General features: G+C 72.1%; 24 protein-coding genes, 1 tRNA gene and 1 riboswitch. Of the genes, 12 read left to right on the forward strand and 13 right to left on the reverse strand.

What is annotated here, in order from left to right; translation table 11 throughout:
* Window positions 1-79: 79 nt before the first annotated feature.
* From ACIBCJ_RS18890 to ACIBCJ_RS18905, 4 genes are all read left to right on the forward strand, one after another.
* Entirely contained in the window at window positions 80-586 is a 507-nt protein-coding gene (locus ACIBCJ_RS18890) for a GNAT family N-acetyltransferase (protein ID WP_362510134.1), read from the forward strand.
* Window positions 587-647: 61 nt separating this feature from the next.
* A riboswitch (cobalamin riboswitch) is annotated at window positions 648-809 on the forward strand.
* Window positions 810-930: 121 nt separating this feature from the next.
* Window positions 931-3,306 (forward strand): ribonucleoside-diphosphate reductase subunit alpha, encoded by a 2,376-nt coding sequence (locus ACIBCJ_RS18895; protein WP_365979991.1) that lies wholly within the window; start codon window positions 931-933, stop codon window positions 3,304-3,306.
* A complete protein-coding gene (locus ACIBCJ_RS18900) occupies window positions 3,306-4,346 on the forward strand; it encodes a ribonucleotide-diphosphate reductase subunit beta (protein WP_365979992.1) in 1,041 nt (346 codons plus the stop codon). Before ACIBCJ_RS18895 ends, ACIBCJ_RS18900 begins: the two co-directional genes overlap by 1 nt.
* A gap of 271 nt (window positions 4,347-4,617) precedes the next feature.
* Complete coding sequence (locus ACIBCJ_RS18905; RefSeq protein ID WP_362510125.1) at window positions 4,618-5,586, forward strand: helix-turn-helix domain-containing protein; 969 nt, start codon at window positions 4,618-4,620, stop codon at window positions 5,584-5,586.
* Between the two features lie 15 nt (window positions 5,587-5,601).
* On the opposite strand, the gene ACIBCJ_RS18910 is transcribed toward ACIBCJ_RS18905, so the two are convergent.
* From ACIBCJ_RS18910 to ACIBCJ_RS18955, 10 genes are all read right to left on the reverse strand, one after another.
* Window positions 5,602-6,978, reverse strand: a complete 1,377-nt coding sequence (locus ACIBCJ_RS18910) for a cytochrome P450 (RefSeq protein ID WP_362105565.1) — start codon at window positions 6,976-6,978, stop codon at window positions 5,602-5,604.
* Complete coding sequence (cyc1, locus tag ACIBCJ_RS18915) at window positions 6,975-8,060, reverse strand: epi-isozizaene synthase (RefSeq protein WP_362105568.1); 1,086 nt, start codon at window positions 8,058-8,060, stop codon at window positions 6,975-6,977. Before cyc1 ends, ACIBCJ_RS18910 begins: the two co-directional genes overlap by 4 nt.
* Before the next feature lie 297 nt (window positions 8,061-8,357).
* Window positions 8,358-9,008 (reverse strand): peptide deformylase, encoded by a 651-nt coding sequence (gene def / locus ACIBCJ_RS18920; RefSeq protein WP_362105571.1) that lies wholly within the window; start codon window positions 9,006-9,008, stop codon window positions 8,358-8,360.
* A 128-nt stretch (window positions 9,009-9,136) separates the two neighbouring features.
* On the reverse strand, window positions 9,137-10,117 hold the full coding sequence (locus ACIBCJ_RS18925) for a hypothetical protein (RefSeq protein WP_362105574.1): 981 nt from the start codon (window positions 10,115-10,117) through the stop codon (window positions 9,137-9,139).
* Between the two features lie 113 nt (window positions 10,118-10,230).
* Window positions 10,231-11,490: an HD-GYP domain-containing protein gene (locus ACIBCJ_RS18930; RefSeq protein WP_399282799.1), complete on the reverse strand. Its 1,260-nt coding sequence runs from the start codon at window positions 11,488-11,490 to the stop codon at window positions 10,231-10,233.
* A gap of 385 nt (window positions 11,491-11,875) precedes the next feature.
* Window positions 11,876-13,201 carry an HD-GYP domain-containing protein gene (locus tag ACIBCJ_RS18935; RefSeq protein WP_362510121.1) on the reverse strand — a complete coding sequence of 442 codons (1,326 nt, stop codon included), beginning with the start codon at window positions 13,199-13,201 and terminating at the stop codon, window positions 11,876-11,878.
* A gap of 161 nt (window positions 13,202-13,362) precedes the next feature.
* Window positions 13,363-13,674, reverse strand: a complete 312-nt coding sequence (gene rsrA / locus ACIBCJ_RS18940) for a mycothiol system anti-sigma-R factor (RefSeq protein ID WP_133887274.1) — start codon at window positions 13,672-13,674, stop codon at window positions 13,363-13,365.
* Window positions 13,671-14,354, reverse strand: coding sequence for an RNA polymerase sigma factor SigR (gene sigR, locus ACIBCJ_RS18945; RefSeq protein WP_003973756.1), 684 nt, complete (start codon window positions 14,352-14,354; stop codon window positions 13,671-13,673). The genes rsrA and sigR overlap by 4 nt, the downstream gene beginning before the upstream one ends.
* A 261-nt stretch (window positions 14,355-14,615) precedes the next feature.
* Window positions 14,616-15,263 (reverse strand): alpha/beta family hydrolase, encoded by a 648-nt coding sequence (locus ACIBCJ_RS18950; protein ID WP_399282801.1) that lies wholly within the window; start codon window positions 15,261-15,263, stop codon window positions 14,616-14,618.
* Between the two features lies 1 nt (window position 15,264).
* On the reverse strand, window positions 15,265-16,080 hold the full coding sequence (locus ACIBCJ_RS18955; protein WP_365979993.1) for an SOS response-associated peptidase: 816 nt from the start codon (window positions 16,078-16,080) through the stop codon (window positions 15,265-15,267).
* A 50-nt stretch (window positions 16,081-16,130) separates the two neighbouring features.
* Between ACIBCJ_RS18955 and ACIBCJ_RS18960 the strand changes: the two genes are divergently transcribed.
* From ACIBCJ_RS18960 to ACIBCJ_RS18975, 4 genes are all read left to right on the forward strand, one after another.
* Window positions 16,131-16,853 (forward strand): M50 family metallopeptidase, encoded by a 723-nt coding sequence (locus ACIBCJ_RS18960; RefSeq protein WP_362105588.1) that lies wholly within the window; start codon window positions 16,131-16,133, stop codon window positions 16,851-16,853.
* 152 nt (window positions 16,854-17,005) lie between these two features.
* Window positions 17,006-18,322, forward strand: coding sequence for a 3-phosphoshikimate 1-carboxyvinyltransferase (aroA, locus tag ACIBCJ_RS18965; RefSeq protein WP_362510113.1), 1,317 nt, complete (start codon window positions 17,006-17,008; stop codon window positions 18,320-18,322).
* 12 nt (window positions 18,323-18,334) lie between these two features.
* A complete protein-coding gene (gene rsgA / locus ACIBCJ_RS18970; RefSeq protein WP_362105594.1) occupies window positions 18,335-19,348 on the forward strand; it encodes a ribosome small subunit-dependent GTPase A in 1,014 nt (337 codons plus the stop codon).
* A 138-nt stretch (window positions 19,349-19,486) separates the two neighbouring features.
* Window positions 19,487-19,810: a multidrug efflux SMR transporter gene (locus ACIBCJ_RS18975; protein WP_030145926.1), complete on the forward strand. Its 324-nt coding sequence runs from the start codon at window positions 19,487-19,489 to the stop codon at window positions 19,808-19,810.
* A gap of 10 nt (window positions 19,811-19,820) precedes the next feature.
* On the opposite strand, the gene ACIBCJ_RS18980 is transcribed toward ACIBCJ_RS18975, so the two are convergent.
* Window positions 19,821-20,444 (reverse strand): TetR/AcrR family transcriptional regulator, encoded by a 624-nt coding sequence (locus ACIBCJ_RS18980; protein WP_362105597.1) that lies wholly within the window; start codon window positions 20,442-20,444, stop codon window positions 19,821-19,823.
* Between the two features lie 193 nt (window positions 20,445-20,637).
* On the opposite strand from ACIBCJ_RS18980, the gene hisN reads away from it, so the two are divergent.
* Together hisN and ACIBCJ_RS18990 are read left to right on the forward strand one after the other, a co-directional pair.
* Entirely contained in the window at window positions 20,638-21,438 is an 801-nt protein-coding gene (gene hisN, locus ACIBCJ_RS18985; protein WP_362105600.1) for a histidinol-phosphatase, read from the forward strand.
* Window positions 21,439-21,570: 132 nt separating this feature from the next.
* Window positions 21,571-21,978: a CBS domain-containing protein gene (locus tag ACIBCJ_RS18990; protein WP_362105603.1), complete on the forward strand. Its 408-nt coding sequence runs from the start codon at window positions 21,571-21,573 to the stop codon at window positions 21,976-21,978.
* An 80-nt stretch (window positions 21,979-22,058) separates the two neighbouring features.
* On the opposite strand, the gene ACIBCJ_RS18995 is transcribed toward ACIBCJ_RS18990, so the two are convergent.
* A complete protein-coding gene (locus ACIBCJ_RS18995) occupies window positions 22,059-23,510 on the reverse strand; it encodes a catalase (protein WP_365979994.1) in 1,452 nt (483 codons plus the stop codon).
* Between the two features lie 153 nt (window positions 23,511-23,663).
* On the opposite strand from ACIBCJ_RS18995, the gene ACIBCJ_RS19000 reads away from it, so the two are divergent.
* On the forward strand, window positions 23,664-24,080 hold the full coding sequence (locus tag ACIBCJ_RS19000; RefSeq protein ID WP_133887265.1) for a Fur family transcriptional regulator: 417 nt from the start codon (window positions 23,664-23,666) through the stop codon (window positions 24,078-24,080).
* A gap of 80 nt (window positions 24,081-24,160) precedes the next feature.
* Window positions 24,161-24,234: transfer RNA gene (locus ACIBCJ_RS19005), tRNA-Met, on the forward strand.
* Between the two features lie 226 nt (window positions 24,235-24,460).
* Here ACIBCJ_RS19005 and ACIBCJ_RS19010 read toward each other — a convergent pair.
* Window positions 24,461-26,278: a tetratricopeptide repeat protein gene (locus tag ACIBCJ_RS19010; RefSeq protein ID WP_399282806.1), complete on the reverse strand. Its 1,818-nt coding sequence runs from the start codon at window positions 26,276-26,278 to the stop codon at window positions 24,461-24,463.
* Window positions 26,279-26,468 lie beyond the last annotated feature (190 nt).

Consider the following 26,468-nt stretch of genomic DNA (forward strand, 5'->3'; position numbering starts at 1 on the left):
GCCGGAGTCCCGGCATCGAGGCGGGCCGTCGGAGAAATCCGGCGGCCCGCCGTCGTACCCGTGGGGCACACTCGGCCGCATGGACTTCGCGATCCGGCCGGCGGCCGACGACGAGTACGACACCCTCGGCGAGATCACGGCGCAGGCCTATCTCCGGGACGGCCTCCTCGACTTCGGTGAGGACGACGCCTACCTCGGTGAGCTGAGGAACGTGGGCAAGCGGGCGGCGGCCGCGCAGGTGCTGGTCGCCGCGGCGGACGGCCAGGTGCTCGGCGGCGTCACCTTCGTGCCCTCGGGCGGCCCCATGGCGGACATCGCGCGGCCCGGCGAGGCCGAGATACGCATGCTCGCCGTCTCCCGCCCGGCACGCGGCCGCGGGGCCGGTGAGGCCCTCGTGCGGGCCTGCGTCGACCGGGCACGGTCCGTCGAGGGGTGCACGGGCGTCGTGCTGTCGACCCAGCGCGCCATGCGCTCCGCCCACCGCCTCTACGAGCGCCTGGGTTTCGTGCGCACGCCCGACCGCGACTGGAACCCGCTTCCCGAGCTGGACGGCTTCACGCTGCTCACCTACCGGCTGACGCTCTGACACCGAACCGGCGCGACGCGCGGGCACGGCAGCCGGACACAACATCTGGGGGTGCTGGCGGAGCCCGGCACTAGATGTATGCTCGTGCTCGCTGTCGCCGCAGGGGAATCCGGTGCGAATCCGGAACTGTCCCGCAACGGTGTACTTGCGTGCATCCGTACGTCTTCGCACGTGCGCGCACGCCTGTCCAGTCCGAGGACCTGCCGACGGTGCGCCCGGCCGAACCGGCCCGGGTGCCATGACGTCCGGGCCTCGTGGAGTGGGCCGGTGGACGCGACGCCGTGCGCGCTCGTGCCGCCCCCTGCCCTCCCCCAGGCCCCGTGCCGAGCGAGGGAGTGCTCCACGTGACCATCGCGCCAGCCGATCCGGCTTCAGCGACCCCGGTGACGGCGACCGGGGAACCCGACGGACCCGGTGCCGCCCTGCTGCGGACCCTGACCGGGCTCACCGCCGACCTCCCCGGCGCCGATCCCGGACGAGTGGCCGCCGCCGCACTGCGCGGCCGGTCCGCCCGCGCCGACGAGGCCGAGCTGCGCGAGCTGGCCACGGAGGCGTCCGCCGGGCTGATCTCCGAGGACCCGGTCTACTCCCGGCTGGCCGCCCGGCTGCTCACCCTCGGCATCCGCGACGAGGCCGCCTCACAGGGAGTCGTCGCCTTCACCGACGCGGTCGCCACCGGGCACCGCGAGGGCCTGATCGCCGACCGCACCGCCGCGTTCGTGCGGCTGCACGGCGACCGCCTGGACGCGCTGGTCGACCCGGACGCCGACGACCGCTTCGGCTACTTCGGGCTGCGCACCGTGTACAGCCGCTACCTGCTGCGCCACCCGATCACCCGCAAGGCCGTCGAGACCCCCCAGCACTTCCTGCTGCGGGTCGCCGCCGGACTCGCCGAGGACGACACCGCCCGGTCGGTCGACGAGGTCGCCGCGCTCTACGGTCTGATGAGCCGCCTGGACTACCTGCCCTCCTCGCCCACCCTCTTCAACTCCGGCACCCGGCACGCCCAGATGTCGTCCTGCTACCTCCTGGACTCCCCCAAGGACGAGCTGGACTCCCTCTACGACCGGCTGCACCAGGTGGCCCGCCTGTCCAAGCACGCCGGCGGCATCGGCATCGCCTACTCCCGCGTCCGTTCCCGCGGTTCGCTGATCCGCGGCACCAACGGGCACTCCAACGGCATCGTCCCGTTCCTGAAGACGCTGGACGCCTCGGTCGCCGCCGTGAACCAGGGCGGCCGGCGCAAGGGTGCCGCGGCGGTCTACCTGGAGACCTGGCACGCGGACGTCGAGGAGTTCCTGGAGCTGCGGGACAACACCGGTGAGGACGCCCGCCGTACGCACAACCTGAACCTCGCGCACTGGATCCCGGACGAGTTCATGCGCCGCGTGGACGCCGACGGGTCCTGGTCGCTGTTCTCCCCCGCCGACGTGCCGGAGCTGACCGACCTGTGGGGCGAGGAGTTCGACGCCGCGTACCGCGGGGCGGAGGAGGCGGGACTCGCCCGCAAGGTGCTGCCCGCCCGTGAGCTGTACGGCCGCATGATGCGCACCCTGGCGCAGACCGGCAACGGCTGGATGACCTTCAAGGACACCGCCAACCGCACGGCCAACCAGACCGCGACCCCCGGCCACGTCGTCCACTCCTCCAACCTCTGCACGGAGATCCTGGAGGTCACGGACGACGGGGAGACGGCGGTCTGCAACCTCGGCTCGGTCAACCTCGGCGCGTTCGTCGACCGGACGGCGGGTGACCTCGACTGGGAGCGCCTGGACGCCACCGTCCGCACCGCCGTGACCTTCCTGGACCGGGTCGTCGACATCAACTTCTACCCGACCGAGCAGGCGGGCCGCTCCAACGCCCGCTGGCGCCCGGTCGGGCTCGGCGCGATGGGCCTGCAGGACGTCTTCTTCCAGCTGCGCCTGCCCTTCGACTCGCCCGAGGCGAAGGCCCTGTCCACCCGCATCGCCGAGCGGATCATGCTCGCCGCGTACGAGACCTCCGCCGACCTCGCCGAGCGCGGTGGCCCCGCCCCGGCCTGGGAGAAGACCCGTACGGCACAGGGCGTGCTGCACCCGGACCACTACGGCGTGGAGCCCGCCTGGCCGGAGCGCTGGGCCGCGCTGCGCGCCCGCATGGCGACGACCGGGCTGCGCAACTCGCTGCTCCTGGCGATCGCGCCGACCGCGACCATCGCCTCCATCGCCGGTGTCTACGAGTGCATCGAGCCGCAGGTGTCCAACCTGTTCAAGCGCGAGACGCTGTCCGGTGAGTTCCTCCAGGTCAACTCCTACCTGGTGGACGACCTCAAGCGGCTCGGCGTGTGGGACGCGCGCACCCGTGAGGCGCTGCGCGAGGCGAACGGATCGGTGCAGGGCTTCTCCTGGATCCCCGAGGACGTGCGCGCGCTGTACCGCACCGCCTGGGAGATCCCGCAGCGCGGCCTGATCGACATGGCCGCCGCCCGCACCCCGTACCTGGACCAGGCGCAGTCCCTCAACCTGTTCCTGGAGACGCCGACCATCGGGAAGCTCTCCTCGATGTACGCGTACGCCTGGAAGCAGGGCCTGAAGACCACGTACTACCTGCGTTCACGCCCGGCGACCCGCATCGCCCGCGCCGCGGCCCGCGCCACCACCGTCCCCGCGCAGGCCGCCCCCGGTCCCGAAGCGGTCGCCTGCTCCCTGGAAAACCCCGAGTCCTGCGAGGCCTGCCAGTAATGACCGCCGAGACCCCCGCGAACCCCGAGAACCGCGTGACGAAGAACCTGCTCGACCCGGGCTTCGAGCTGACCCTGCGCCCGATGCGCTACCCGGACTTCTACGAGCGCTACCGGGACGCCATCAAGAACACCTGGCACGTCGAGGAGGTCGACCTCCACTCGGACGTCGCCGACCTGGCGAAGCTCAGCCCCGAGGAGCAGCACCTGATCGGCCGGCTGGTGGCCTTCTTCGCCACCGGTGACTCGATCGTGGCGAACAACCTGGTGCTGACGCTGTACAAGCACATCAACTCCCCCGAGGCGCGGCTGTACCTGAGCCGCCAGCTCTTCGAGGAGGCCGTCCACGTCCAGTTCTACCTGACCCTGCTGGACACCTACCTGCCCGACCCGGAGGACCGTGCCGCCGCCTTCGCGGCCGTGGAGAACATCCCCTCCATCCGGGAGAAGGCCGAGTTCTGCTTCCGGTGGATGGACTCGGTGGAGTCGATCGACCGCCTGGAGTCCCGGGCCGACCGGCGCCGTTTCCTGCTGAACCTCATCTGCTTCGCCGCGTGCATCGAGGGTCTGTTCTTCTACGGCGCCTTCGCCTACGTCTACTGGTTCCGCAGCCGGGGCCTGCTGCACGGACTGGCCACCGGCACCAACTGGGTGTTCCGGGACGAGACCATGCACATGTCCTTCGCGTTCGACGTCGTCGACACCGTCCGCAAGGAGGAGCCGGAGCTGTTCGACGAGCGGCTCGGGGAGCAGGTCACCGACATGCTGAGGGAGGCCGTCGAGGCCGAGCTGCAGTTCGCGCGCGACCTGTGCGGTGACGGCCTCCCGGGTATGAACACCGACTCGATGCGGCAGTACCTGGAGTGCGTGGCCGACCAGCGTCTGACCCGGCTCGGCTTCGCCCCGGTCTACGGCTCCGAGAACCCCTTCTCCTTCATGGAGCTGCAGGGGGTTCAGGAGTTGACCAACTTCTTCGAGCGGCGCCCCTCGGCGTACCAGGTGGCGGTGGAGGGCACCGTCGACCTGTCCGAGGACTTCTGAGTCTGCTGAGGCTGCTGCTGAGTCTCCTTCCCTCGGCTCCTCCCCTCCCGGGCCTCCCTGATCTGACGGTCGACGCGCTTGTCGCGCACGACGCCGATCACCGAGGGGAGGACCATGAGGACGAGGAGTCCGAAGGTCGCGAGCATTCCGACAAGGCCTTCGATCTGGTTTCCGGTCATGACACCACTGTCGCGCCGGATGCTCCTTACCGGGAGTGGCAGGACTGCCGTAGGGCCTCGATTTCCTGCCACTTCCGAGGCACACTGGCGGCATGCTGCGCAACGTGGCCGCCGTCCTGCTGGACGGCGCGCACCCCTTCGAACTGGGCGTGATCTGCGAGGTCTTCGGCATCGACCGGAGCGACGAGGGCCTGCCTGAGTACGACTTCGCGGTGGTCTCCGCGGAGGGCCCCACGCTGGGCACCCATGTCGGCGGTCTGACCGTGTCCACGCCGTACGGACTCGACCGGCTGGACGAGGCCGACCTGATCGCGGTGCCGGCGGGCAGCGACTTCGTCCGCCGGGAGTACCCGCCCGAGCTGCTGGAGGCCCTGCGCAGGGCGACGGACCGGGGCACGCGCGTGCTGAGCGTGTGCTCCGGCGTCTTCGTGCTGGGCGCCGCCGGCCTGCTGGACGGGCGGCGCTGCGCGGTGCACTGGCACCACGCGGCCGAGCTGCGCCGGCAGTACCCGCGCGCCGAGGTGGCGCCGGACGTCCTCTACGTCGACGAGGACCCGGTGATCACGTCCGCCGGGACCGCCGCCGGCATCGACGCCTGTCTGCACATCGTGCGCAAGGAGCAGGGACCCGAGGTCGCCAACCGCATCGCCCGGCGGATGGTGGTGCCGCCGCACCGGGACGGCGGGCAGGCGCAGTACATCGAGCGGCCGCTGCCGCGCTCCTCCTGCGACACCGTCGGCGAGGTGCTGGCCTGGATGGAGCAGCACCTCGACGAGGAGGTCACCGTGGAGCAGCTCGCGGCCCGGGCGCACATGTCCCCGCGCACCTTCGCCCGCCGCTTCCAGCAGGAGACGGGCACGACCCCGTACCGCTGGATCCTGCGCCAGCGCGTGCTGCTGGCCCAGCGTCTGCTGGAGGCGACGGACGAGACGATGGACGCGATCGCCTGGCGCACCGGGTTCGGCACGGCGGCGGCCCTGAGGCACCAGTTCGTCCGGGCCCTGGGCACCACGCCGCACGCCTACCGGCGCACCTTCCGGGGTCCGGAGGCCGCCGCCTGATCCGCCCCGGACGGGTCACCGTGCCAGGGGCCTGACCAGCAGGTCGTGCGGGCGCAGCGTGATGCCGACACGGACCGCGTCGTCGGAGCCCGTCACCTGCTCGAAGCGGTACTTCGCGGCGAGCGCGGCCGTGATCAGCGTGAGCTGAGCCATCGAGAAGTGGTCGCTGGGGCACTTCCGCTTGCCCGCACTGAACGGCTTCATGGCGTACTTCGGTACGTCCTTCGCGCGTTCCGGAAGCCACCGGTCGGGGTCGAACTCCAGGTTGTCGTCGTACGACTTCGGATCGCGTTGGATTGCGTACGGACTGTAGATGATGTCCGCACCGGCCGGAATGCAATAGCCACCGAGTTCGGTCTCGGCCACCGCACGCCGTGTCAAAACCCATACGGCGGGACGCAAACGCATGGCCTCGACTATGACATTGCCGGTGTGCGTGAGCTTGCGGACGTCCTCGAATGCAACCGGGCGCCCGCCGGTGACCGCTTCGACTTCGTCGCGTATGCGGTCGGCATGTTCCGGATGGTCGGCAAGTGCCTGGAGCAACCACATGATCGTGGACGCGATGGTTTCGCTTCCCGGGGTCAGTATCGCGACCACCTGGTCGTGGATCTCCTGTTCCCCGATGGGGTCGCCATTGTCGTCCTTCGCGTCCAGCAATGCCGTGAGCAAATCGTCCGGCTTTTGACCGGATGCCCTGCGCTCGGCGATGATCTCGTCCACGAGGAGATGCAGATCGGCCAAGGCGTTGTTGAATTGGCGGTTGGCCGGAAACGGCAGCCGGTACAGCGGTCCGAGCGGCACCACCATGCGCCGGTACATGCCCCGGAAGACGGTGGCGAGCGCCACGCACAGCCGCTCGGCCCGCTCGTCCATGTACTGCCCGCGCAGCAGGCAGCGGGCGGCGACGCGCACCGCGACCCGGAAGGACTCGGAGGTGGCGTCGACGGTCTCCCCCGGCCGCCAGCGCTCGGTGAGCGCGTGCGCCTCCTCCTCCATGATCGGCCCGTACGCGGGGATCGCGTCGAGCCGGAACGCCGGCTGGATGGTGCGCCGCTGGCGGCGGTGGAGCGGGCCGTTGGCGGTCGCCACGCCCTCCTTGCCGAGCAGGCCCTCCAGCGACTCCCACAGCGGGCCGGCGATGTGGTAGTCGGGGCTCAGGGCCAGGGCGCCGGTCAGCTCCGGGTCGGTGACCGCGTAGACGGTCTTGGGGCCGAGCTTGATGCGCACGACGTCGCCGTGGTCGCGCAGCTGGGACATGAAGGCCAGCGGATCGCGGGCCAGCCGCCAGCCGTGGCCGAGCAGCGGCACGCCGCCGCCCGCGACGGGCGGCTCGCGCAGCTGGGGTGCCTGTGGTGCGCGGGTTTCGGGATGGACGGATTCGACGGTCATTTCTCACCTGCCGCTTCGTTGTTGACGTACGGGGGCGTGGACCGGTCGTCCCAGCTGTCGACCATGTACCGGCCGGACTCGTGGTGGAACCAGTAGACGGAACTGAACCAGTTCCGCATATTGCCGACGTTGGCCCGTACGGCGCCGCTCAGTTCCTTTCCGCGCACGGTTCCGTCGGCGAGCCGGTCGGCGAACCGTAACGCGTCCCGTTCCACGTCCAGGAATTCGTTGATGCATTCCTCGACGCGGCGCCGGACTTCTGCGACGGATTCCTCCAGCGTGAGTGAATGATGGGTGATGAGACTGATTCCGAGATTGTGGACCTCGTCGCCCGCTATCTCCTTGGGGAGTGAGCAGAGGTCGTTGTACCAGGCGGCGAATTCCTGGCTGAGCAACGCCGCCCGGCGGTATGCCGGGTATTTCCGTACGGCGTCCGGGAGTTCACAGCCGGAACTCGGCTCCAGCAGGTCGGTCCAGATCCAGTGCGCGAACGTGAGTCGGCGCAGTTCGAGGTACTCGTCCACGCCGGGCACGATTCCGCGCGTGCGGTTGTGGAATTCGCGGTCGTACGCCTCGATCACCGCGTGGAAGTGCCGGGCGAACCGGGCGTTCCAGGTGGCCGGCAGGAAGGCGTAGAGCCGCCGCACGCTGTCGGCGAACCCGGCCACCAGCGTGTCCTCGTGGTGCAGGTGGTCCCCCGGTGAGTCGAGTGCCGCGTGCAGGCGGCCGCGCAGCCGGCGCCAGGCACCGGACCGGCCGTGGACGATGTCGCGGTCGTGCCGGTCGTCCCAGACGAAGAACCACGCGCTGTAGTCCGCTATCGCCTGCATGACCTCGTCGGGGGCGCCCAGGTAGTACCCCGCCATGAGGTCCGTGTAGCACAGGCCGTCGGCATATTCCTCGACCTTGTCCGGCGGCATGAGCCGCTTTTCGAGCAGCCACGCGCGGGTGGCCTCCTGGAGCCTGGGCCAATACGGGTGCAGCTGCCGGGGAAATTCCGCCTCGATCACCGGAAGACGGAGCGATGGTGGTACTGCGATCGCGGTCGGTGTCGTTGTGGTGCCGTGTGGGAAAGCATGCACGAACAAACCCCTCTCAGCCGCCGGTGGCGCACCCCTCCCGCTGAGCGGGGCGTGCGCCGTTGCGTATCCCCGCACTTCCCATTCAGCACCACAACTGACCGTTCTGGGAACGGATTTGCTCCATTCACTACCCCTGGGTGCCGGAATCCTCCTGTTGTGTGTCGGCTTTCCTGCCGACGCGCACGGGCGCACGCACAGACGTGTGCACGGACGACCCGAACGGACGAACGGCGCCCGCTCGGGTGGGACCCGAACAGGCGCCGTGCGCGAGGGAGATGTGTGACCCGTGGGGCTGCGTCAGTCGTTGGCGACCACGGGGTAGCGGGGCTCGTTCTCGGCCATCTGCCGCAGCGCGTCCTTGCGTTCGCGCTTGGAGAGCCGGTCGATGTACAGGTACCCGTACAGGTGGTCCGTCTCGTGCTGCAAACACCGTGCGAAGTACCCGGTGCCGCGCACCTTGACCGGGTTGCCCTTCTCGTCCTGCCCGGTCACCTCGGCGTAGTCGGGGCGGGCGAGCGGCGCGTAGGCGGTCGGCACGGACAGGCAGCCCTCGTTGCTGTCGTCCAGGCGGCGCCGGTCGGCGGGCAGTTCGACGAGCCGGGGGTTGCAGACCACGCCGACGTGGCGGACGCCCTCGTCGTCGGGGCAGTCGTAGACGAAGACCTTCCGGGCGACGCCGATCTGGTTGGCGGCCAGGCCCACGCCCTCGGCGGTGCGCTGGCTGGCGAACATGTCGGCCACCAGCTGCTGGAACTCCTCGCCGAAGTCGGTGACGTCCTCGCACTCCTTGTGCAGCACCGGGTTGCCGACCACCGTGATCGGACGTGAGGTGCCGCGCCCGCGCCAGTCGGCCTCGCGCTCCTCGCAGTCCTCGGTGTCGACGACGAACCCCTCGTCGTCCACGGGGAGCACGCCCGGGTGCTGCTGATCGGTGTCCTGCTGGGCCATGACCGACGTATGCCTTCCTGGATGAAACAGGGTTGATGCTTGATATCAGGGTACGGGGGGAGCGCCCCTGAAAGGGGCACGGGGAACTGCGCGACCAGCCACGACGTAGCCGCACGCGTGAGGAGACCTCAGCAGACCTCTTCCAGGTCCCGCCAGTCACGGGAATCCGGGCTGTCGGCCACCCAGCCGTCCAGCAGCCCCTTCACCAGCCCGGCCGGCGCGGCCACCCCGCACTCCCGCTCCGGCACCCACTGCTGCCCGTCGGTGCGGTGCCCCAGGGGCCCGGGGTGCCCGGGTTCGCTGTGGTCGTGCGGGTCGAGGTGCTCGCCCTCGCCCTCGTCGGACGGCATCCGGGACTCCGAGCACGTCCGGCACAGCAGCCGGACCGAGGACGACCAGTCCTCGGCGGCGAACCCGGCGTCGGCGGCCAGCTGCTCCAGGGCGTCGCGGTCGGCCTCGGTGGCGGCCTCCAGGAGGACCACCCAGGTGGGAACGGGCGAGGGCGCCCACAGCTCGATCTCGTCGAAGACCGGGTAGGAGGGCCCCGCCGAGGTCGTCCGCTCGCCGTGCGGCACGCCGTCGTGCAGGACGACCTCGCCCCAGCGCCGCCCGGAGGACGGCAGCGGGATGGACAGCACCTCGACGCGGGCGGGGTCGAGCCGCCGCCCCCACACCACCTCGGCCTCGCCCTCCGGCGACAGCCGTACGGCGGCGCTGCCCAGGTCCATGCCGAGCGGCTCACCGGCGTCCGTGGCGTCCCCGGGGGTGCGCAGCCCGTAGGCCTGCCAGGCCCGGCGGGCCAGCGGCCAGTCCTGCAGGGCGGTCGCGGCGATGCCGACGTTCCACCAGTCGGGGGCGCCGGTGTCCCGGTCGAGCAGGGCGACGGCCCTCAGGCCGGCTGCCCTCGCCTGCTCCCAGTCGTGCCGGAACTTGTGCAGCAGCGCCAGGTTGAACCAGGACTCCGACAGCCAGGGCTCCAGGTCCGCCGCCCGCGTCAGCAGCGCACCCGCGTCCTCGTAGCGACCGTCGCCGATCAGGGTGAACGCGCGGTCGGTGGCCTGCCGCCAGGAGGCGGAGGGCCGGTGCCGTGCCTTGCCGAAGATCCTCACGATTCCCGCCTGCCAGTTCCGTTCAGTGGGCTGGCTGTGCCTTTCGCGCCCCCGGACACCCTCTCCCGGGCATCAAACCACGTACGGCTGCGGAGGCGCTCATTACCCATGGGTTACCCAGCCGAGGGCTCGCTAAGGCTGCCCCGGGCAAGGACCCGGGCCAGCGCTTCCACCACCTCGGGAGCGTAGTCGCCCGCGGTGGCCAGGCGCAGCTCCTCCAGGGCCGTCAGGACCCCGCCCGGCCCCGCGTCCCGCACCTTCTCCTCGTAGGCGTTCACGACGCGCACGATCCGCGCGGCGACGGGCTGCTCCCGGCAGGGGTCGGCCTGCCGCTCCACCACCACCGCGACCGCCGCGTCGACGCCGGTCTGGCGGACGACGGCTCCGCCGAGCAGCGCGATCCGTCGCTGTTCACAGACCGGCAGGCCCGCGGTGGCACCCGCCGGGACCGGGTCGACCAGGCTCAGCTGGCCGATGTCGTGCATGAGGGCGGCGTACTCCAGCACGGTCAGCTCGGCCCCGGACAGCCCCAGCTCCCGGCCGACGGCCACGCCGAGCCCGGCGACGCGGCGGGCGTGCCCGGCCGGGGTGTACCCGGCGATCTCGGTGGCGCGGGCCAGGGAGGCGATGGTCTGCCGGTAGGTGGCCCGGACGGCCGCGTACCGGCGGTAGGACAGCTGGGCGAGCAGCAGCGGCACGCAGAAGACGGGGAGCGCCCACAGTCCCGCGACGCTCACCGCGAGCGCCATCACCGCGCCGGTCGCGCACACCGCCGAGGTGATGCCGACCATGCCGCGCAGTTCCTCCCGCAGCAGCGGGCCGAACGGCCACCCGGTGCGCGCGTGGGCGGGCGCGGCGGCGAGGACGGCGTCGCACAGCGTGGTCAGGGCGAGCAGCGCGAGCAGCAGCGGCGCGTAGGCGGGGCCGCTCCAGTCCCGGAAGGCGCCCTGGCCGGACAGGGGCTGGAAGCACACGGCGGCGAAGGCGACGGTGAGCACGCGGCGCGCCAGGTGGTCGAGGACCGGTCCGCCGCCCCGGGCCACGTAGGGCACGCTGCCGAGCAGGGAGGCGGCGAGCACGACGGTGACGGTCTGGGCGACGCCGTGCTGCGCGGGCTGCCCGCGGACGTCACCGAGCATCGCGTACGCCAGCGCCCCCGCGGCCCCGAGCGGAGCGGCCTCGCGGACCTCGGCACCGGTCCTGCGGGTCAGCTCGCCGAGCGCGACGAGGCTCCCGAAGGCGAGCGCGACGGGCCGCTGCACGGGACCCGTCGCGAGCACGGAGGCCAGGCACCCGAGCGCGACGAGCCCGGCGCACCCGGGGACGAGCAGCCCGGCAGCCGGGGCGGGGAACGGGGACCGGCGCCTCCCCACGTCCCCCGGGGACGAAAGGGCGTGCTCCCGCCCCGGCCGTGCCGGGGCCGGGGACGGGACGCGTGGCTCCGGAGGCGTCACGGCGCACCCCCGCCCGCACGCCCGCCATGCCCCGCCCGACGTCCTTGTTCCGTGCCCACCACCGGGCCCCGCAGGGGGCGGGTCGCCACCCGGCGCAGCGGGGTGCCGCCCGCGTCCCACCGGGCCGCCGGGGGTCGTTTCGTCGCCGGGTGCGGATGGTTCGCGGCTGGTCGCGCAGCTCCCCGCGCCGCCGGCCCGCTCTTCGCGCCCGGCGCAACATCCGCCACCACAGCCGCCCTCCCGGCCCCTCCGCCGCGCCCTGACCTCCGGGCACGGTCGTATCGCGACGGTCGTTCCGCGCCCCTCACGGCGCCCCCCTGCCGACGCTGTCGCGCGTGGCGCCGCCCGGGCCGGGCAGCGGGGTGCCGGGGAGGGTGGGCGTGCCGTCCGCCGTCACCGACGGGCGCCAGCCGTGCCGCCCGAGGGCGTGGATCAGCGCCCGCACCATCCGCGGGTCGAACTGCGCGCCGGCACACCGCCGGAGTTCCTCCAGCGCCGCGGCGACGGGGCGGGCCCTGCTGTAGGAGCGCGTGGACGTCATCGCGTCGAAGGCGTCGGCGACCGCCACCACCCGGGCCGACTCGGGGATCCGGTCGCCGACCAGTCCGTAGGGATAGCCGCTGCCGTCCAGCCGTTCGTGGTGGTGCAGGACGGCGGCGCGGGCCTCTCCCAGGAAGCGGATCCCGCGCACCATCTCGTGCCCGTACTCGGGGTGCAGCTCGATCACCCGCCGCTCCTCGGGCGTCAGCGGCCCGTCCTTGCGCAGCAGCCGGGTGGGCACGCCGAGCTTGCCCACGTCGTGCAGGATGCCCGCGAAGCGGAGGGTCTCGACGCGCTCGTCGTCCATGCCCAGCTCGCGGGCGATCATCATGGAGGCCTGGCCGACGCGTTCGCTGTGGCCGCGCGTGTAGCCGTCCTTGATGTCGACGGCCTGCACCAGGGCACGGATGGTCGCCTGGTGTGCGGCCCGCTCGCGGTGGTACTGGGCGAAGGCCCACCACGCCACGCACATCGGCAGCAGGACGAGCAGCGCGGCCACCGGACCGTACGGGCTGCGCCACAGGACCGCCATCATCAGCCCGGCGAGCCCGTGCACGGCGATCGGCGCGAGCGACCGGGAGAACGACCCCCGCCAGGCCCGCCTCGGCGGCACGCGGTCGGCGAGGGTGAGGATGCCGCCGTCCAGGACGGTGAGCACCAGGCAGAACGCGAGGACCGCGGCTCCGGCGGGCACGAGGGCGTGGGGGAACGCGGCCTCGGCGACCGCGTCCCGGCCGCCGAGCCGCCAGTGGACGCAGGCGGCGGCCCATACGGCGAGGGCCAGCTGTGCGGCCCGCCAGACGCGCCGCAGACCGGACGGCCGCCGCGGCACCGGGGACAGCAGCGCCCCCGGCAGTGCCACGAGCGCCGCGGCGGGCGGCGGCAGCAGGAAGGCTCCGGCGAGCAGGACGGGGTAGCAGGTCCCGACGAACCGGGACCTCGCGACCAGCTCGGAGCCCGCGTACAGCCCGGCCAGCAGCAGCACCGCCCCCCAGGGGGTGGGCACGGTCGGCAGTGGCCGCAGGCAGAGCAGGGCGGCGAGGGTGACGCACACGACGTACGCACGCGCGCGTGCCGGTACCGCCTCCATGAGCCCCTCCCCGGCCACGTCTGTGAGGCTCGGAGCCTAGGGCGAGGAGGGGAGGCAGCGGGCAGATAACCCGCGGATTAGCACGTACGAGTGACTTCGGCGTGACTCGGCACGCCCAGGGTGTCCGGACGGCTCGGCACACCGGGGGTGTGCGGGCGGGGTCAGGACTCCCGCGGAGCCGACGGCGCGGCCGTCACGTCGTGTTCCGGAACGGACTGCCCGGACCGGATGAGATCCAGCCGTCCCATGACCTTGGCCCGCAGGTCACCCGGCACGTCGTCCTGGCCGCAGCACCGCTTGACCAGCTTCTTCACGGCCTGCTCCAGCCCGTACTTCTCCAGGCAGGGCGAGCACTCCTCGAAGTGGTGCTCGAACTTCACGCAGTCCGAGTCCGGCATCTCTTTGTCGAGGAACTCGTAGAGATGATCGAGGATTTCGCTGCAATCCGTCTCGTGCGGCTCTCCGCAGCTCATGACCCCGAGCCTTTCGCTTCGTTCGACTCTCCGGCGCCGGCGGGGACCAGGCCGCGGTCGCGGGCGTAGTCCTCCAGCATGCCGCGCAGCTGACGGCGTCCACGGTGCAGCCGGGACATCACCGTACCGATGGGTGTCCCCATGATGTCTGCGATCTCCTTGTAGGCAAAGCCCTCGACGTCCGCCAGATACACGGCGATACGGAATTCCTCGGGGATCGCCTGGAGCGCCTGCTTCACGTCCGAGTCGGGCAGGTGGTCGAGCGCCTGCGACTCCGCGGAGCGCAGACCCGTCGACATGTGCGACTCGGCTCGCGCGAGCTGCCAGTCCTCGATCTCCTCGGCTGCGCTGCGCTGGGGTTCGCGCTGCTTCTTGCGGTACGAGTTGATGAAGGTGTTGGTGAGGATGCGGTACAGCCACGCCTTGAGGTTGGTGCCCTCACGGAACTGGTGGAAGGACGCGTACGCCTTGGCGTAGGTCTCCTGCACCAGGTCCTCGGCGTCGGCCGGGTTACGCGTCATACGCAGCGCGGCCGAGTACATCTGGTCGAGGAACTCCAGCGCGTCCCGCTCGAAGCGCGCGCTGCGCTCCGCGGTCGACTCCGCTCCCGTACCCCGGCCCTCGGGCTGCTCCGCCTGGCCGTGTTCGGTCCCTGCGTCGGTCCCAGTGACCGGACCCACCTCCTCCAGTGACGTCGTGAGACCGAGACCGGTCTCACTCGAATCGGAGGATAGACGACGATCCGGTCCGCCCGCCGCCCGAATAGGGGCCGTCTTCGTCGCGTGCAGCACCGTCCAGTCGAGGTCGGCGCGGCTGCTGCTGCGACGAGGGCAGAAGGTCGAACCCATGCGGCGGACTTCCTCTCCTACGGCGTCGGTGCTGGCTCCCAGCAACGTACGTGGGGCACAACAGTGACCGCGCGCCGGGCATTCCCGGGGCGTTCAGCCGAGTGAACCGGCCCACTTCGCGACCCCACCGGTGATCAGTTCCAGCGCCCGCTCCTGGGTGGTCGCCGCCCTCTTGGGCACGGCGAAACCGTGGTCGGCGTACGCCACCTCGATCAGGTCGTACGCGCCCTCGGGGAACTCCGCCGGTCTGCCGAACGGGTCGTTGCCGCCCTGCACGACGAGGGTGGGGACGCCGGCGCCGAGCAGCTCGTCGGCCCGGGACTTCTCCGGCTTGCCCGGCGGGTGCAGGGGGAAGCTCAGCGCGAGCACCGCGTGCGCGCCGAGGTCGCGGGCGGTGCGGCAGGCGACGCGGGCGCCGGCGCTGCGCCCGCCCGCGATCACCGGCAGCCCGGCTGCGGCCAACGCGGGCCAGACGCCGCGCCAGCCGGTGTCGAGGATCTTCGGCGCGGGCGCCAGCTTCTTGCCGGCCACCCGCCAGGGCTGCTCGACCAGGGCCACGCTGACTCCGTGGCCGGGCAGCGCGCCCGCCAGCGCCCGGAGGTCGCGCGCCTCGATGCCGCCGCCGGCGCCGTGGCTGGCGGCGAGGACGAGGCGGGGGCGCGGCGCCCGGTGCCAGGTGATGCGGGCGGTCCCCGCCTCGGTCTCGACCGCCTCGGGCGGATCCGTCGTCACATGCGTCACGTCAGAAGAGTGTGCCCTCTTCCGGTGCCTCCAGCTCCTTGAGCAGCTCCGGCCCGTTGTTGCGGACGTTGCTCACGGCCGTGGAGACCGGGAAGGCCCGCATCAGGCCGGCGGGCGGGGGTGCCAGCAGGGAGGTCAGCTCGTCGGGGTCGGTGCGCGCCGGGTCGAGCCAGTCGTCCCAGCGGTCCGGCGTCAGCATCAGAGGCATCCGGGGGTGGATGTCGGCCAGGGCGTGCGGTCCGTCGGCCGGGGCGACGGCGAGCGGCGCGGTCTCCGCCTCGGTGGTGATCACCGAGCACGTCACCCACCAGGCCTGCGGATGGTCGTCCGGCAGCGTCTTGTCCCGCCAGAACTCGTAGAGGCCGGCCATCGCGAACACGGACCCGTCGGCCGGGGTGACGAAGTACGGCTGCTTGCGCGGCCGCTTCTTGCGCCCCTCGACCTCCAGGTCCCGCTCCTGCTTGCCGGTGACCCACTCGTAGTAGCCGTCGGCGGGCAGGATGCAGCGCCGGGTGCTGAAGGCACGGCGGTAGGAGGGCTTCTCGTGGACGGTCTCCGCGCGCGCGTTGATCATCCGGGCGCCGCCCTCGGGCGTCTTGGACCAGGACGGGACGAGGCCCCACTTCAGCTTCCGCAGCTGGCGAACCGGCTCGGGGCCCGCGGCGTCCTTCAGAGGGCGGTCGAGGACCGCGTAGACCTCCTTGGTGGGCGCCACGTTGTAGTCGGGTTCCAGGCTCTCCCCGGGCTCCCACTTCTCGATCTCGAAGATCCCCGCGAGATCCTCGGGTCCACGACTCGCCGCATACCGTCCGCACATACGTGCCAGACTGCCAGACCCCGCGCAGACACGAGGAGCCCTCACCGAACATGGACCACCTCGCAACGGCCGCGCTCCCCTCCCTGTGGGACGAGGTCTCCGGCACGCAGAGCGATCCCGACCTGTGGGTGGTGGTCGCGACCCTGGTGGCGGCGCTGGTCGTGGTCGTGCCGCACCGGCCCTGGCGGATAGCCCGCAACGCCATCACCATCGCGCACGAGGGCGGCCACGGGCTGGTGGCCCTGCTCACCGGCCGCACCCTGACCGGCATCACGCTGCACTCGGACACCAGCGGCCTGACGGTGAGCCGGGGCAAGCCGCACGGCGTCGGCATGATCCTCACCGCGGTCGCCGGCTACACCGCTCCCCCGCTGCTCGGCCTCGGCGGCGCCGCGCTGCTGGCCGCGGGCCGCATCACGCTGCTGCTGTGGGTGGCGACGGCGCTGCTCGTGGCCCTGCTGGTGATGATCCGCAACGCGTACGGGGTGCTGACGGTGGTGGTCACCGGCGGCACGTTCGTCCTGGTGTCCTGGCTGGCCGGACCGCAGGTGCAGGCGGCGTTCGCGTACGCGGTGGTGTGGTTCCTGCTGCTCGGCGGGGTTCGTCCGGCCTTCGAGCTGCAGGCCAAGCGGGCGCGGGGCGCCGCCGGGGACTCGGACGCGGACCAGCTGGCGCGGCTGACGCACGCGCCGGCGGGGGTGTGGTTCTTCCTGTTCCACGCGGTGTCGCTGTGCTCGCTGGTCGGCGGGGGGCGCTGGCTGCTGGAGCTGTGAGGCCCGGGGCAGCGCGGGAGCGGGGCAGGGCGGGAGCGGGGCGACTCGCGTCCGCGCATATATGCGCGGCACGTGCGGTGTCGCGTTTTCGGTCAGGTTTCGCCGCTTTTGATCAAGATCTCCGGTCGTCCTCAGCCATTAAAGTGGGGCCCATGACCGTGAACCCCGCGCACACCGCCCTCTGGCCCGCCCCGCATGCGAGCGGAGCCGTCGTCGCGACCGTCCACGTGCCCGGGTCCAAGTCGGTCACCAACCGCGCCCTGGTGCTGGCCGCCCTCGCCTCCGAGCCCGGCTGGCTGCGCCGCCCGCTGCGCTCGCGCGACACGCTGCTGATGGCCGAGGCGCTGCGCACGCTGGGCATCGAGATCGAGGAGGGCGTCGGTCCCGAGGGCACCGGCGAGTTCTGGCGGGTCCTGCCCGCGGGCCTGCGCGGGCAGGCCACGGTCGACGTCGGCAACGCCGGCACGGTGATGCGTTTCCTGCCGCCGGTCGCGGCGCTGGCCGACGGCGCCGTCCGCTTCGACGGCGACCCGCGCGCGTACGAGCGTCCGCTGCACGGTGTGATCGACGCGCTGCGGGTGCTCGGTGCCCGCATCGACGACGACGGGCGCGGCGCGCTGCCGCTGACCGTGCACGGCAGCGGCGCCCTGGAGGGCGGGCCGGTCGAGATCGACGCGTCGTCCTCCTCGCAGTTCGTCAGCGCCCTGCTGCTGTCCGGTCCGCGCTTCAACCAGGGCGTCGAGGTGCGTCACACGGGCTCCGCGCTGCCGTCCATGCCGCACATCCGGATGACCGTCGACATGCTGCGCGCGGTCGGCGCCCAGGTCGACACCCCCGAGTCGGGCGGCGAGCCGAACGTCTGGCGGGTCACGCCGGGCGCGCTGCTGGGCCGGGACCTGACGATCGAGCCGGACCTGTCCAACGCCCAGCCGTTCCTGGCGGCGGCGCTGGTGACCGGCGGCAAGGTGGTCGTCCCCGACTGGCCGTCCCGCACCACCCAGCCCGGTGACCGGCTGCGCGAGATCTTCACCGAGATGGGCGGCTCCTGCGAACTGACGGACGCGGGGCTCGTGTTCACCGGTTCGGGCGCGATCCACGGCATCGACGTCGACCTGAGCGAGGTCGGCGAGCTGACCCCGGGCATCGCGGCCGTCGCCGCCCTCGCGGACTCCCCCTCGACCCTGCGCGGCGTGGCCCACCTGCGCCTGCACGAGACGGACCGGCTGGCCGCGCTCACCAAGGAGATCAACGAACTCGGCGGGGACGTCACCGAGACCGCCGACGGTCTGCAGATCCGCCCGCGCCGGCTGCACGGCGGCGTCTTCCACACCTACGAGGACCACCGCATGGCCACCGCCGGTGCCGTCCTCGGCCTCGCGGTCGAGGGGGTGCAGATCGAGAACGTGGCGACGACCGCCAAGACCCTGCCCGACTTCCCCGACCTGTGGACCGGGATGCTCGGGGCGTAGGGACGGTTCGCCATGCGCCGCTACGGCAAGCACACCGACGAGGACGACATCCGCACCCGCCCGAACCGCAAGGGCAACCGGCCGCGCACCCACATCCGGCCCAAGCACGAGGACGCCGCCGAGGGCCTGGTCCTCACCGTGGACCGGGGCCGGCTGACCTGCCTGGTCGAGGACCGGGTCGTCATGGCCATGAAGGCCCGCGAACTGGGCCGCAAGGCCGCGGTCGTCGGCGACCGGGTCGCGCTGGTCGGCGATCTGTCCGGCAAGAAGGACACGCTCGCCCGCATCGTCCGCATCGCGGAGCGCGCCTCCGTGCTCCGCCGCACGGCGGACGACGACGACCCCTACGAACGGGTGGTCGTCGCCAACGCCGACCAGCTCGCCGTCGTCACCGCCCTCGCCGACCCCGAGCCGCGCCCCCGCCTCATCGACCGCTGCCTGGTCGCGGCGTTCGACGGCGGTCTCACCCCGCTGCTGGTGATGACCAAGTCGGACCTGGCACCGCCGGACCAACTCCTGGAGCTGTACGGCGCGTTGGACATCCCGTACGTCGTCACCAGCCGCGAGGAGCTGGAGAACGGCGCCGCGGCGGAGCTCGTGCGCGAACACCTGGACGGGAAGATCACCGCCTTCGTCGGTCACTCCGGCGTCGGCAAGACGACTCTGGTCAACACCCTGGTGCCGGAGGACCGTCGCCGGGTGACGGGGCACGTCAACGCGGTCACGGGCCGCGGCCGCCACACCACGACCTCGGCACTGGCCCTGCCGCTGTCCTCCGCGGAGGGCGGCTGGGTCGTCGACACCCCGGGCGTACGGTCGTTCGGGCTGGCGCACATCGACCCGTCCAGGGTGATCAACGCCTTCCCCGACCTGGTGCCCGGCACGGAGGGCTGCCCGCGCGCGTGCAGTCACGACGAGCCGGACTGCGCGCTGGACGCCTGGGTGGCCGAGGGGCACGCCGACCCGGCCCGGCTGTACTCGCTGCGTCGTCTGCTGTCGACGCGGGAACGCAAGGAAGGCGACTGACCACCGCGTTGTTTGCCGTGCCGTGCGGGCGGTAAGTGCATAATCGCACCAAGCCGGAACCAAGCCCGGGCAAAGAGGGAAACCGGTCGGCACCGGTCGGCTCAGCGGTCACGGCAGGGCACTACGGGAGGACGAGACATGGCGTGGCTGCTGGTCATAGTGGCCGGGGTGCTCGAAACCGGCTTCGCCGTCTGCCTGAAGCTGTCGCACGGCTTCACCCGGCTCTGGCCCACCATCGCTTTCTGCGCCTTCGCACTGGGCAGCTTCGGTCTGCTGACCATGTCCCTGAAGAAGCTCGACGTCGGTCCCGCTTACGCGGTGTGGACCGGCATCGGGGCTGCGGGCACCGCCATCTACGGCATGGTCTTCCTCGGCGACCTGGTCTCGACCCTGAAGATCGTCTCGATCAGCTTCGTCATCATCGGCGTGATCGGACTGCAGCTGTCCGGCTCGGCCCACTGAGCGCCGTCCGCTATGCCGTCGACGGGCGTGGCGGGCGCGGCAGGGCGGAGCGCAGGAGGTCGGCCACCCCGCCCTCGGCGGGCGGCGCCGTGACACAGGACAGGGCGAGCCGCACCGCCAGTTCGCAGCAGCGGGCCAGTTCGGCGGCGTCCGGCGGCGGGTGCGGACCGGCGCCGCGCAGGACGGCCACGGCCCGGTCGCGCACGAGGCTCACGAAGTCACCGGGCGAGGGCAGCGGGCCGTCGGCCCGCCGCTGGGCCGGCGCGGCGGCGGTGGAGGAGGGCACCGCCGTCAGGGCCGGTGCGGGCAGCCGCTCGCTCCAGCAACCGGTGAGCATGGCCCGGACCAGGGCGTTGTCGTGGGCCGCCGACATCATCCACTCGGCGGTCGCGGTGAGACGTTCGCCCGGGTCGCTGGGCCCGGACAGGGCACGTTCGACGCCGGCGAGGTAGTCGTCGGCCTCCCGCCGGACCAGCGCGCGGGCGAGGCCCTCCTTGCTGCCGAACTCGTTGTAGAGGGTCTGCCGGGACACCCCGGCGGAGGCGGCCACGTCCACCATCCGCACGGCGGACCACGGCCGGCGGGCCAGCGCCGTGCAGGCGGCGTCGAGCAGGGACTCCCGGGCTGCGGGCATCCTCGCCTCCCTCGGGCCGAACGACGTGCCGCCGGACGTGCCGGGCGACGTGCTGTCAGATTTGACGGGTATGGGAGCACTGTCAAGGGCCCTCGCATCCCCGCACGGGCTCCCCGGGCCGCCTTCCCACGGCCCGCCACGCCCGCCGAGGCCCTGGTGGCCCCGCCCCGTCCGGGCCGGATAGCGTGACGGCATGGCCGATTACCTCGACGACCTCCGCCTCGCCCACGTGCTCGCCGACGCCGCAGACGCCGCGACGATGGACCGCTTCAAGGCCCTCGACCTGAAGGTCGAGACGAAGCCGGACATGACCCCGGTGAGCGAGGCGGACAAGGCCGCCGAGGAACTCATCCGCGGCCACCTCGCCCGCGCCCGCCCCCGTGACTCGGTGCACGGCGAGGAGTTCGGCGTCCAGGGCACGGGCCCGCGCCGCTGGGTCGTCGACCCGATCGACGGCACCAAGAACTACGTGCGCGGCGTTCCCGTCTGGGCGACCCTCATCGCCCTGATGGAGGCGCAGGAGGGCGGCTACCAGCCGGTCGTCGGCCTCGTCTCGGCGCCGGCCCTCGGCCGCCGCTGGTGGGCGGTGCAGGACCACGGCGCCTTCACCGGCCGCAGTCTGACCTCCGCCTCCCGGCTGCACGTCTCCCAGGTCTCCACGCTCTCCGACGCCTCGTTCGCGTACTCCTCGCTCAGCGGCTGGGAGGAGCAGGGCCGCCTGGACGGCTTCCTCGACCTGACCCGCGAGGTGTGGCGCACGCGCGCGTACGGCGACTTCTGGCCGTACATGATGGTCGCCGAGGGCTCGGTGGACATCTGCGCCGAACCCGAGCTCTCGCTCTGGGACATGGCGGCCAACGCGATCATCGTCACGGAGGCCGGCGGCACCTTCACCGGGCTCGACGGCCGCCCCGGCCCGCACAGCGGCAACGCGGCGGCGTCGAACGGCCGGCTCCACGACGAACTGCTCGGGTATCTCAACCAGCGCTACTGAGCGCCCGCCGACTCACCCTTCGCGCCCCCTTGTTGACCCCTGCTTTACCTGCCACTCTGAGAGTTCCCCCACTTGTGAACTTGTGAATCCATGAACTAGCTCATGGATCACCGGCAGGAGGTGGCTCCACCCATGCTCGTCCACGAAGTCATGAGCAAGGTCGTCCTCACCATCGGTCCCGCCCACACGCTCCGCCAGGCCGCCGCGCTGATGTCCGCCCGCCGCGTCGGCGCGGCCGTGGTGTACGACCCCGACGCCGGCAATATCGGCATCCTCACCGAACGCGACGTCCTGAACTCCGTCGGCCGGGGCCAGGACCCGGACACCGAGCGCGCCCACGGCCACACCACCACCGACGTCGTCTTCGCCGCCCCGGCCTGGACGGTCGAGGAGGCGGCGGGCGCGATGGCGCACGGCGGCTTCCGCCACCTCATCGTCCTGGACGGCGGCGAGCCCGTCGGCATCGTCTCGGTGCGCGACATCATCCGCCACTGGGCCCCGGCGCGCGCCCCGCACAACGCGCCGGTGGTGACCGCCTGACGGGGCGGAACGACGTAGGGCCGGACCCCCGTCCCCGGGAGTCCGGCCCGTCGCTGCGGCAAGCGGTCCAGTACTGCCTGTCAGCCGCGGAGGGCCTGGACCGCGGCCTCCAGCCGCTTGCCGAAGTCGCCGTCGGCCTGCCGGAAGTTGCCGACCGCGCGCTCGACGATGTCGTCGCGCGAGACGCCGGAGAGGGCACCGGCCAGGTTGCCGATCAGCCGCTCCTTCTCCTCGTCCGTCATCAGCCGGTAGAGGTTGCCCGCCTGGACGAAGTCGTCGTCCTCGGCATGGGAGGGCGTCTCGGTCTCCCCGGTGACGCCGGAGACCGGGATCGGCTGCCACAGGGCCCGGTCCGTCTGGAAGGGCCCGCCGAAGCTGTTCGGCTCGTAGTTCTTCGCGCCCTTGTGGCGGCCGTCGTAGAGGTGGCCGTCACGGGAGTTGGTGCGCGCCACCGTGGCGTGCGGGCGGTTCACCGGCAGCTGGTCGGCGTTGATGCCGACGCGGTAGCGGTGGGCGTCGCCGTAGGCGAAGAGGCGGCCCTGGAGCATCTTGTCCGGGGACGGGCCGATGCCGGGCACGAAGTGCGCCGGGGAGAAGACCGACTGCTCGACCTCGGCGAAGATGTTCTCCGGGTTGCGGTTGAGCTCCAGCTTGCCGAACCAGACAATCGGGTAGTCCGCGTGCGGCCACACCTTGGTCAGGTCGAACGGGTTGAAGCGGTACGTCGCCGCCTCCGCGACGGGCATGATCTGCACGCCGACGGTCCAGGACGGGAAGTCGCCGCGCTCGATGGCCTCGCGCAGGTCGCGCTGGTGGGAGTCGGGGTCCGCACCGGCGAGCCTGTCGGCCTCGGCCTGGGTGAGGTTCTTGATGCCCTGGTCGGTCTTGAAGTGGTACTTGACCCAGAAGGCTTCGCCCGCCTCGTTGTTCCACTGGTAGGTGTGCGAGCCGAAGCCGTCCATGTGGCGGTACGACGCCGGAATGCCGCGGTCGCCGAACAGCCAGGTCACCTGGTGCGTCGACTCGGGCGACAGGCTCCAGAAGTCCCAGACGTTGTCCATCTCGGTCGAACCCGTGTAGGGGTCGCGCTTCTGGGTGTGGATGAAGTCGGGGAACTTGATGGCGTCCCTGATGAAGAACACCGGGGTGTTGTTGCCCACGAGGTCGTAGTTGCCCTCCTCGGTGTAGAACTTCAGCGAGAAGCCGCGCGGGTCACGGACGGCGTCTGCCGCGCCGAGGTTGCCGGCCACGGTGGAGAAGCGGAGGAAGGTCTCCGTCTCCTTGCCGACCTCGGAGAGGAAGGCCGCGCGCGTGTAGCGGGTGACGTCGGCGGTGACCGTGAAGGTGCCGTAGGCGCCGGCGCCGCGGGCGTGCACGACGCGCTCCGGGATGCGCTCGCGGTTGAAGTGGGCCAGCTTCTCCAGCAGGAGCTGGTCCTGGACGAGCACGGGGCCGCCGACGCCCGCGGTCTCACTGTTCTGGTTGTCGGCTACGGGAGCACCTGTCTCCGTAGTGAGCGGTCCCTGGGTCACGAGCTCCTCCTGTGCCATTCCTGGCAGTCCTGAGCGATCTGTTCCTTGGCTAAAACCACTATGGATCCTACAATAGACATTGTCTAAGTCAAGCAAGGCTCCAAAGTCACACTCGTTCGGGACCTGGTCCCCCTTGCTGTTAGGCTGGTCGACATGAGTGACCTTCTGGAACGGCTGCGCGGGCGCGGGTGGCGCATGACCGCACAGCGGCGTGTGGTGGCCGAGGTCCTCGACGGCGAACACGTCCACCTGACGGCCGACGAGGTGCATTCGCGTGCTGTGGACAAGCTCCCCGAGATCTCCCGGGCGACGGTCTACAACACCCTGGGCGAGCTGGTCTCGCTCGGTGAGGTGCTGGAGGTCGCGACGGACAAGCGCGCCAAGCGCTACGACCCGAACGCGCACCGCCCGCACCACCACCTGGTCTGCGCCCAGTGCGGTGCGATCCGCGACGTCCACCCGACCGGCAACCCGCTGGCCGACCTCCCCGACTCGGAGCGCTTCGGTTTCTCGGTGTCGGAGGTCGAGGTGACCTACCGCGGCACCTGCCCGAACTGCGCGGCGGCGTGAGCACCAGCTTCGTGAGCACGGGCTTCGTGAGCACGGATTTGCTTCTCGTCTTCCCCTTGACGTAGTGTTCCCTTCACCGACGCGGGGTGGAGCAGCTCGGTAGCTCGCTGGGCTCATAACCCAGAGGTCGCAGGTTCAAATCCTGTCCCCGCTACTCAAGACCGAGGGCCGGAATCCGAAAGGGTTCCGGCCCTCGGTGCATCCCGCGGGCATGCGCACCGCGTGGCTGCGGGCAGCGTGCCTCCCCCAGAGCCTGAACGGCCCGAGCGGTCCCGCAGGCGGCACGGAGGGACGCAGCGGCACCCCGCGCCGCCGGGTCCGCCCGGCCCCAGACCTCTCCCACAAGACCTGCCCCACGGGCACCCGAGCCGGGCGCGGCACTAAGCCGACAGCTCCTGTCGCAGCGCGTCCCGCAGCCGCGCCGCCCGCTCCCCCACTTCCTCCGGCCCCAGCGACACCGCCAGGTCCGCCCAGCGCTGCCCCTCCGCCAGCTCCCCCCGCCGCGCACACACCAGCGCCAGCCGCAGCGCCGCCCGCCCGTGACCGGCGTCCGCCGCCCGGCGCCACCACACCACGGCCTCCGGCTCGCTGCCCTCGCGGGCCAGCAGCAGTCCCAGGTTGAAGGCGCCGTTCCGCGACCCGGCCTCGGCCGCCTCGCGGTACCACCGCGCGGCCTCCACCACGTCACCCCGGGCCGCGGCGAGCATCCCGACCCGCACCTGGGCCCGCCGGTGCCCCTGGGAGGCCGCCCGCTCGTACCACTCCTCGCACTCGGACTTCTCCTGCGCCGGTTCCCCCAGCTCGTGCGCGGGCGGGGGCGGCCGGCGCGCGTCCAGCACCGTCGCCAGCCGGTAGGCGGCCTCCGCGCTGCCGCCTCCGGCCGCGCACCGCAGGAACCGCTCCGCCTCGCGCTCGTCCCCGGCACGCAACCGGGCCATCCCGACCTGCAGCGCCGCCTCGGTGTGCCCGGCCGCGGCGGCCCGCTCGTACCAGCGCAGCGCCGGCCGCTCCTCGCCCCGGCCGGCGTGCAGGATGCCGAGGTTGAAGGCGGCGTCGACACTGCCCGCCTCGGCCGCCTTGGAGAACCACGGTTCGGCGCCGGTCTCGTCCCCGGCGCGCAGCAGCAGGATGGCCAGCGCGTTGGAGGCCTCCCGGTGACCCGCGTAGGCAGCTCGCCGGTACCATTGCTCGGCCTGCGTGGTGCGACCCTGCTCGGCGCAGAGCAGCCCGAGGTTGTACGCCCCGTTGTCGTCACCGGCGTCCATGGCGGCCCGGTACCAGCGCTCCGCGGTCTGGGTCTCGCCGCGCTCGGCGTGCAGCGCGCCGAGGGCGTTGGCGGCGTTGCCGTCGCCGTCCTGGGCGGCGCGCAGCCACCACACGGCGGCGCTCTCGGTGTCCCCGGCGTCCCGCAGCAGGAAGCCAAGCGCGCAGGCGGCGCGGGCCTCACCGTCCTTGGCGGACGTGAGGTACCAGCGGCCGGCCTCCTTCAGCTCACCCCGCTTCTCCAGGATCGTCCCGAGGTGCAGCGCACCGCGCCGGTGACCCCGCGCGGCGGCCTGCCGGTACCACTGCTCGGCCTCGTCGGCCGCCGCGGCGTGCGCCTTGTCGTCACCGCCGCCGTGGCGCCCGGCCCGCCGGTCCAGCGTCCGCGCCAGCCGGTACGCGGCCTCCCGGTGACCGCGCTCGGCGGCGGCCCGCATCCACCGCTCGGCCCCGGCGTCGTCGCCGCGGTGCTCCAGCAGGTCGGCGAGCGCGTAGGCGCCCAGTACGTGGCCCTGTTCCGCGGACTGGCACAGCCAGTACTCGGCGGCGGGCTCGTCCCCGCGTTCGCGGAAGTGCCGGCCCAACGCGTGCGCGGCGGCGGCGGATCCGGCGACGGCGGCGACACGCCACCAGCCCGCGGCCTCGTCGGCGTATCCCCGCTGGTGCAGCAGGACACCCAGGTTGTTGGCGGCGGCCCGGTCACCCGCCGCGGTGGCGGCGCGCAGGTGGGACTCGGCCCCGTCGAAGTCCCCGCGGCGCAGCAGCAGCGCGCCGAGCACGCTCATCGCCTCGACGTCGCCGCAGTCGACGGCGAGCCGCAGACGCACTTCCTCGGCGGCCTCGTCGGCGGCCTCCTGCGCCTCGTCCGTGGCCTCCTCCTGACCGGACGGCTGCGCAAAACGCCCCGTCCCGAACAGATTTGCCATGTCCCCCATAACGTCCATCGTCGCACCACCTGCAACCTGGGTACATCCGGTATACCGCAGCCAGTGAGGTCACTTCAGCGTTTTGTCGACATGCCCACAGGGAGACAAGTCAAACACAGATCGGCCCAACTCCCCCTGGCGGCGCGGCCGTCGTATGCACCGGCACATGCGTTCGCACATCACGAAGGCCCGGATTCCT

Source organism: Streptomyces sp. NPDC051136, from assembly GCF_044455745.1.
Classification (GTDB): domain Bacteria; phylum Actinomycetota; class Actinomycetes; order Streptomycetales; family Streptomycetaceae; genus Streptomyces.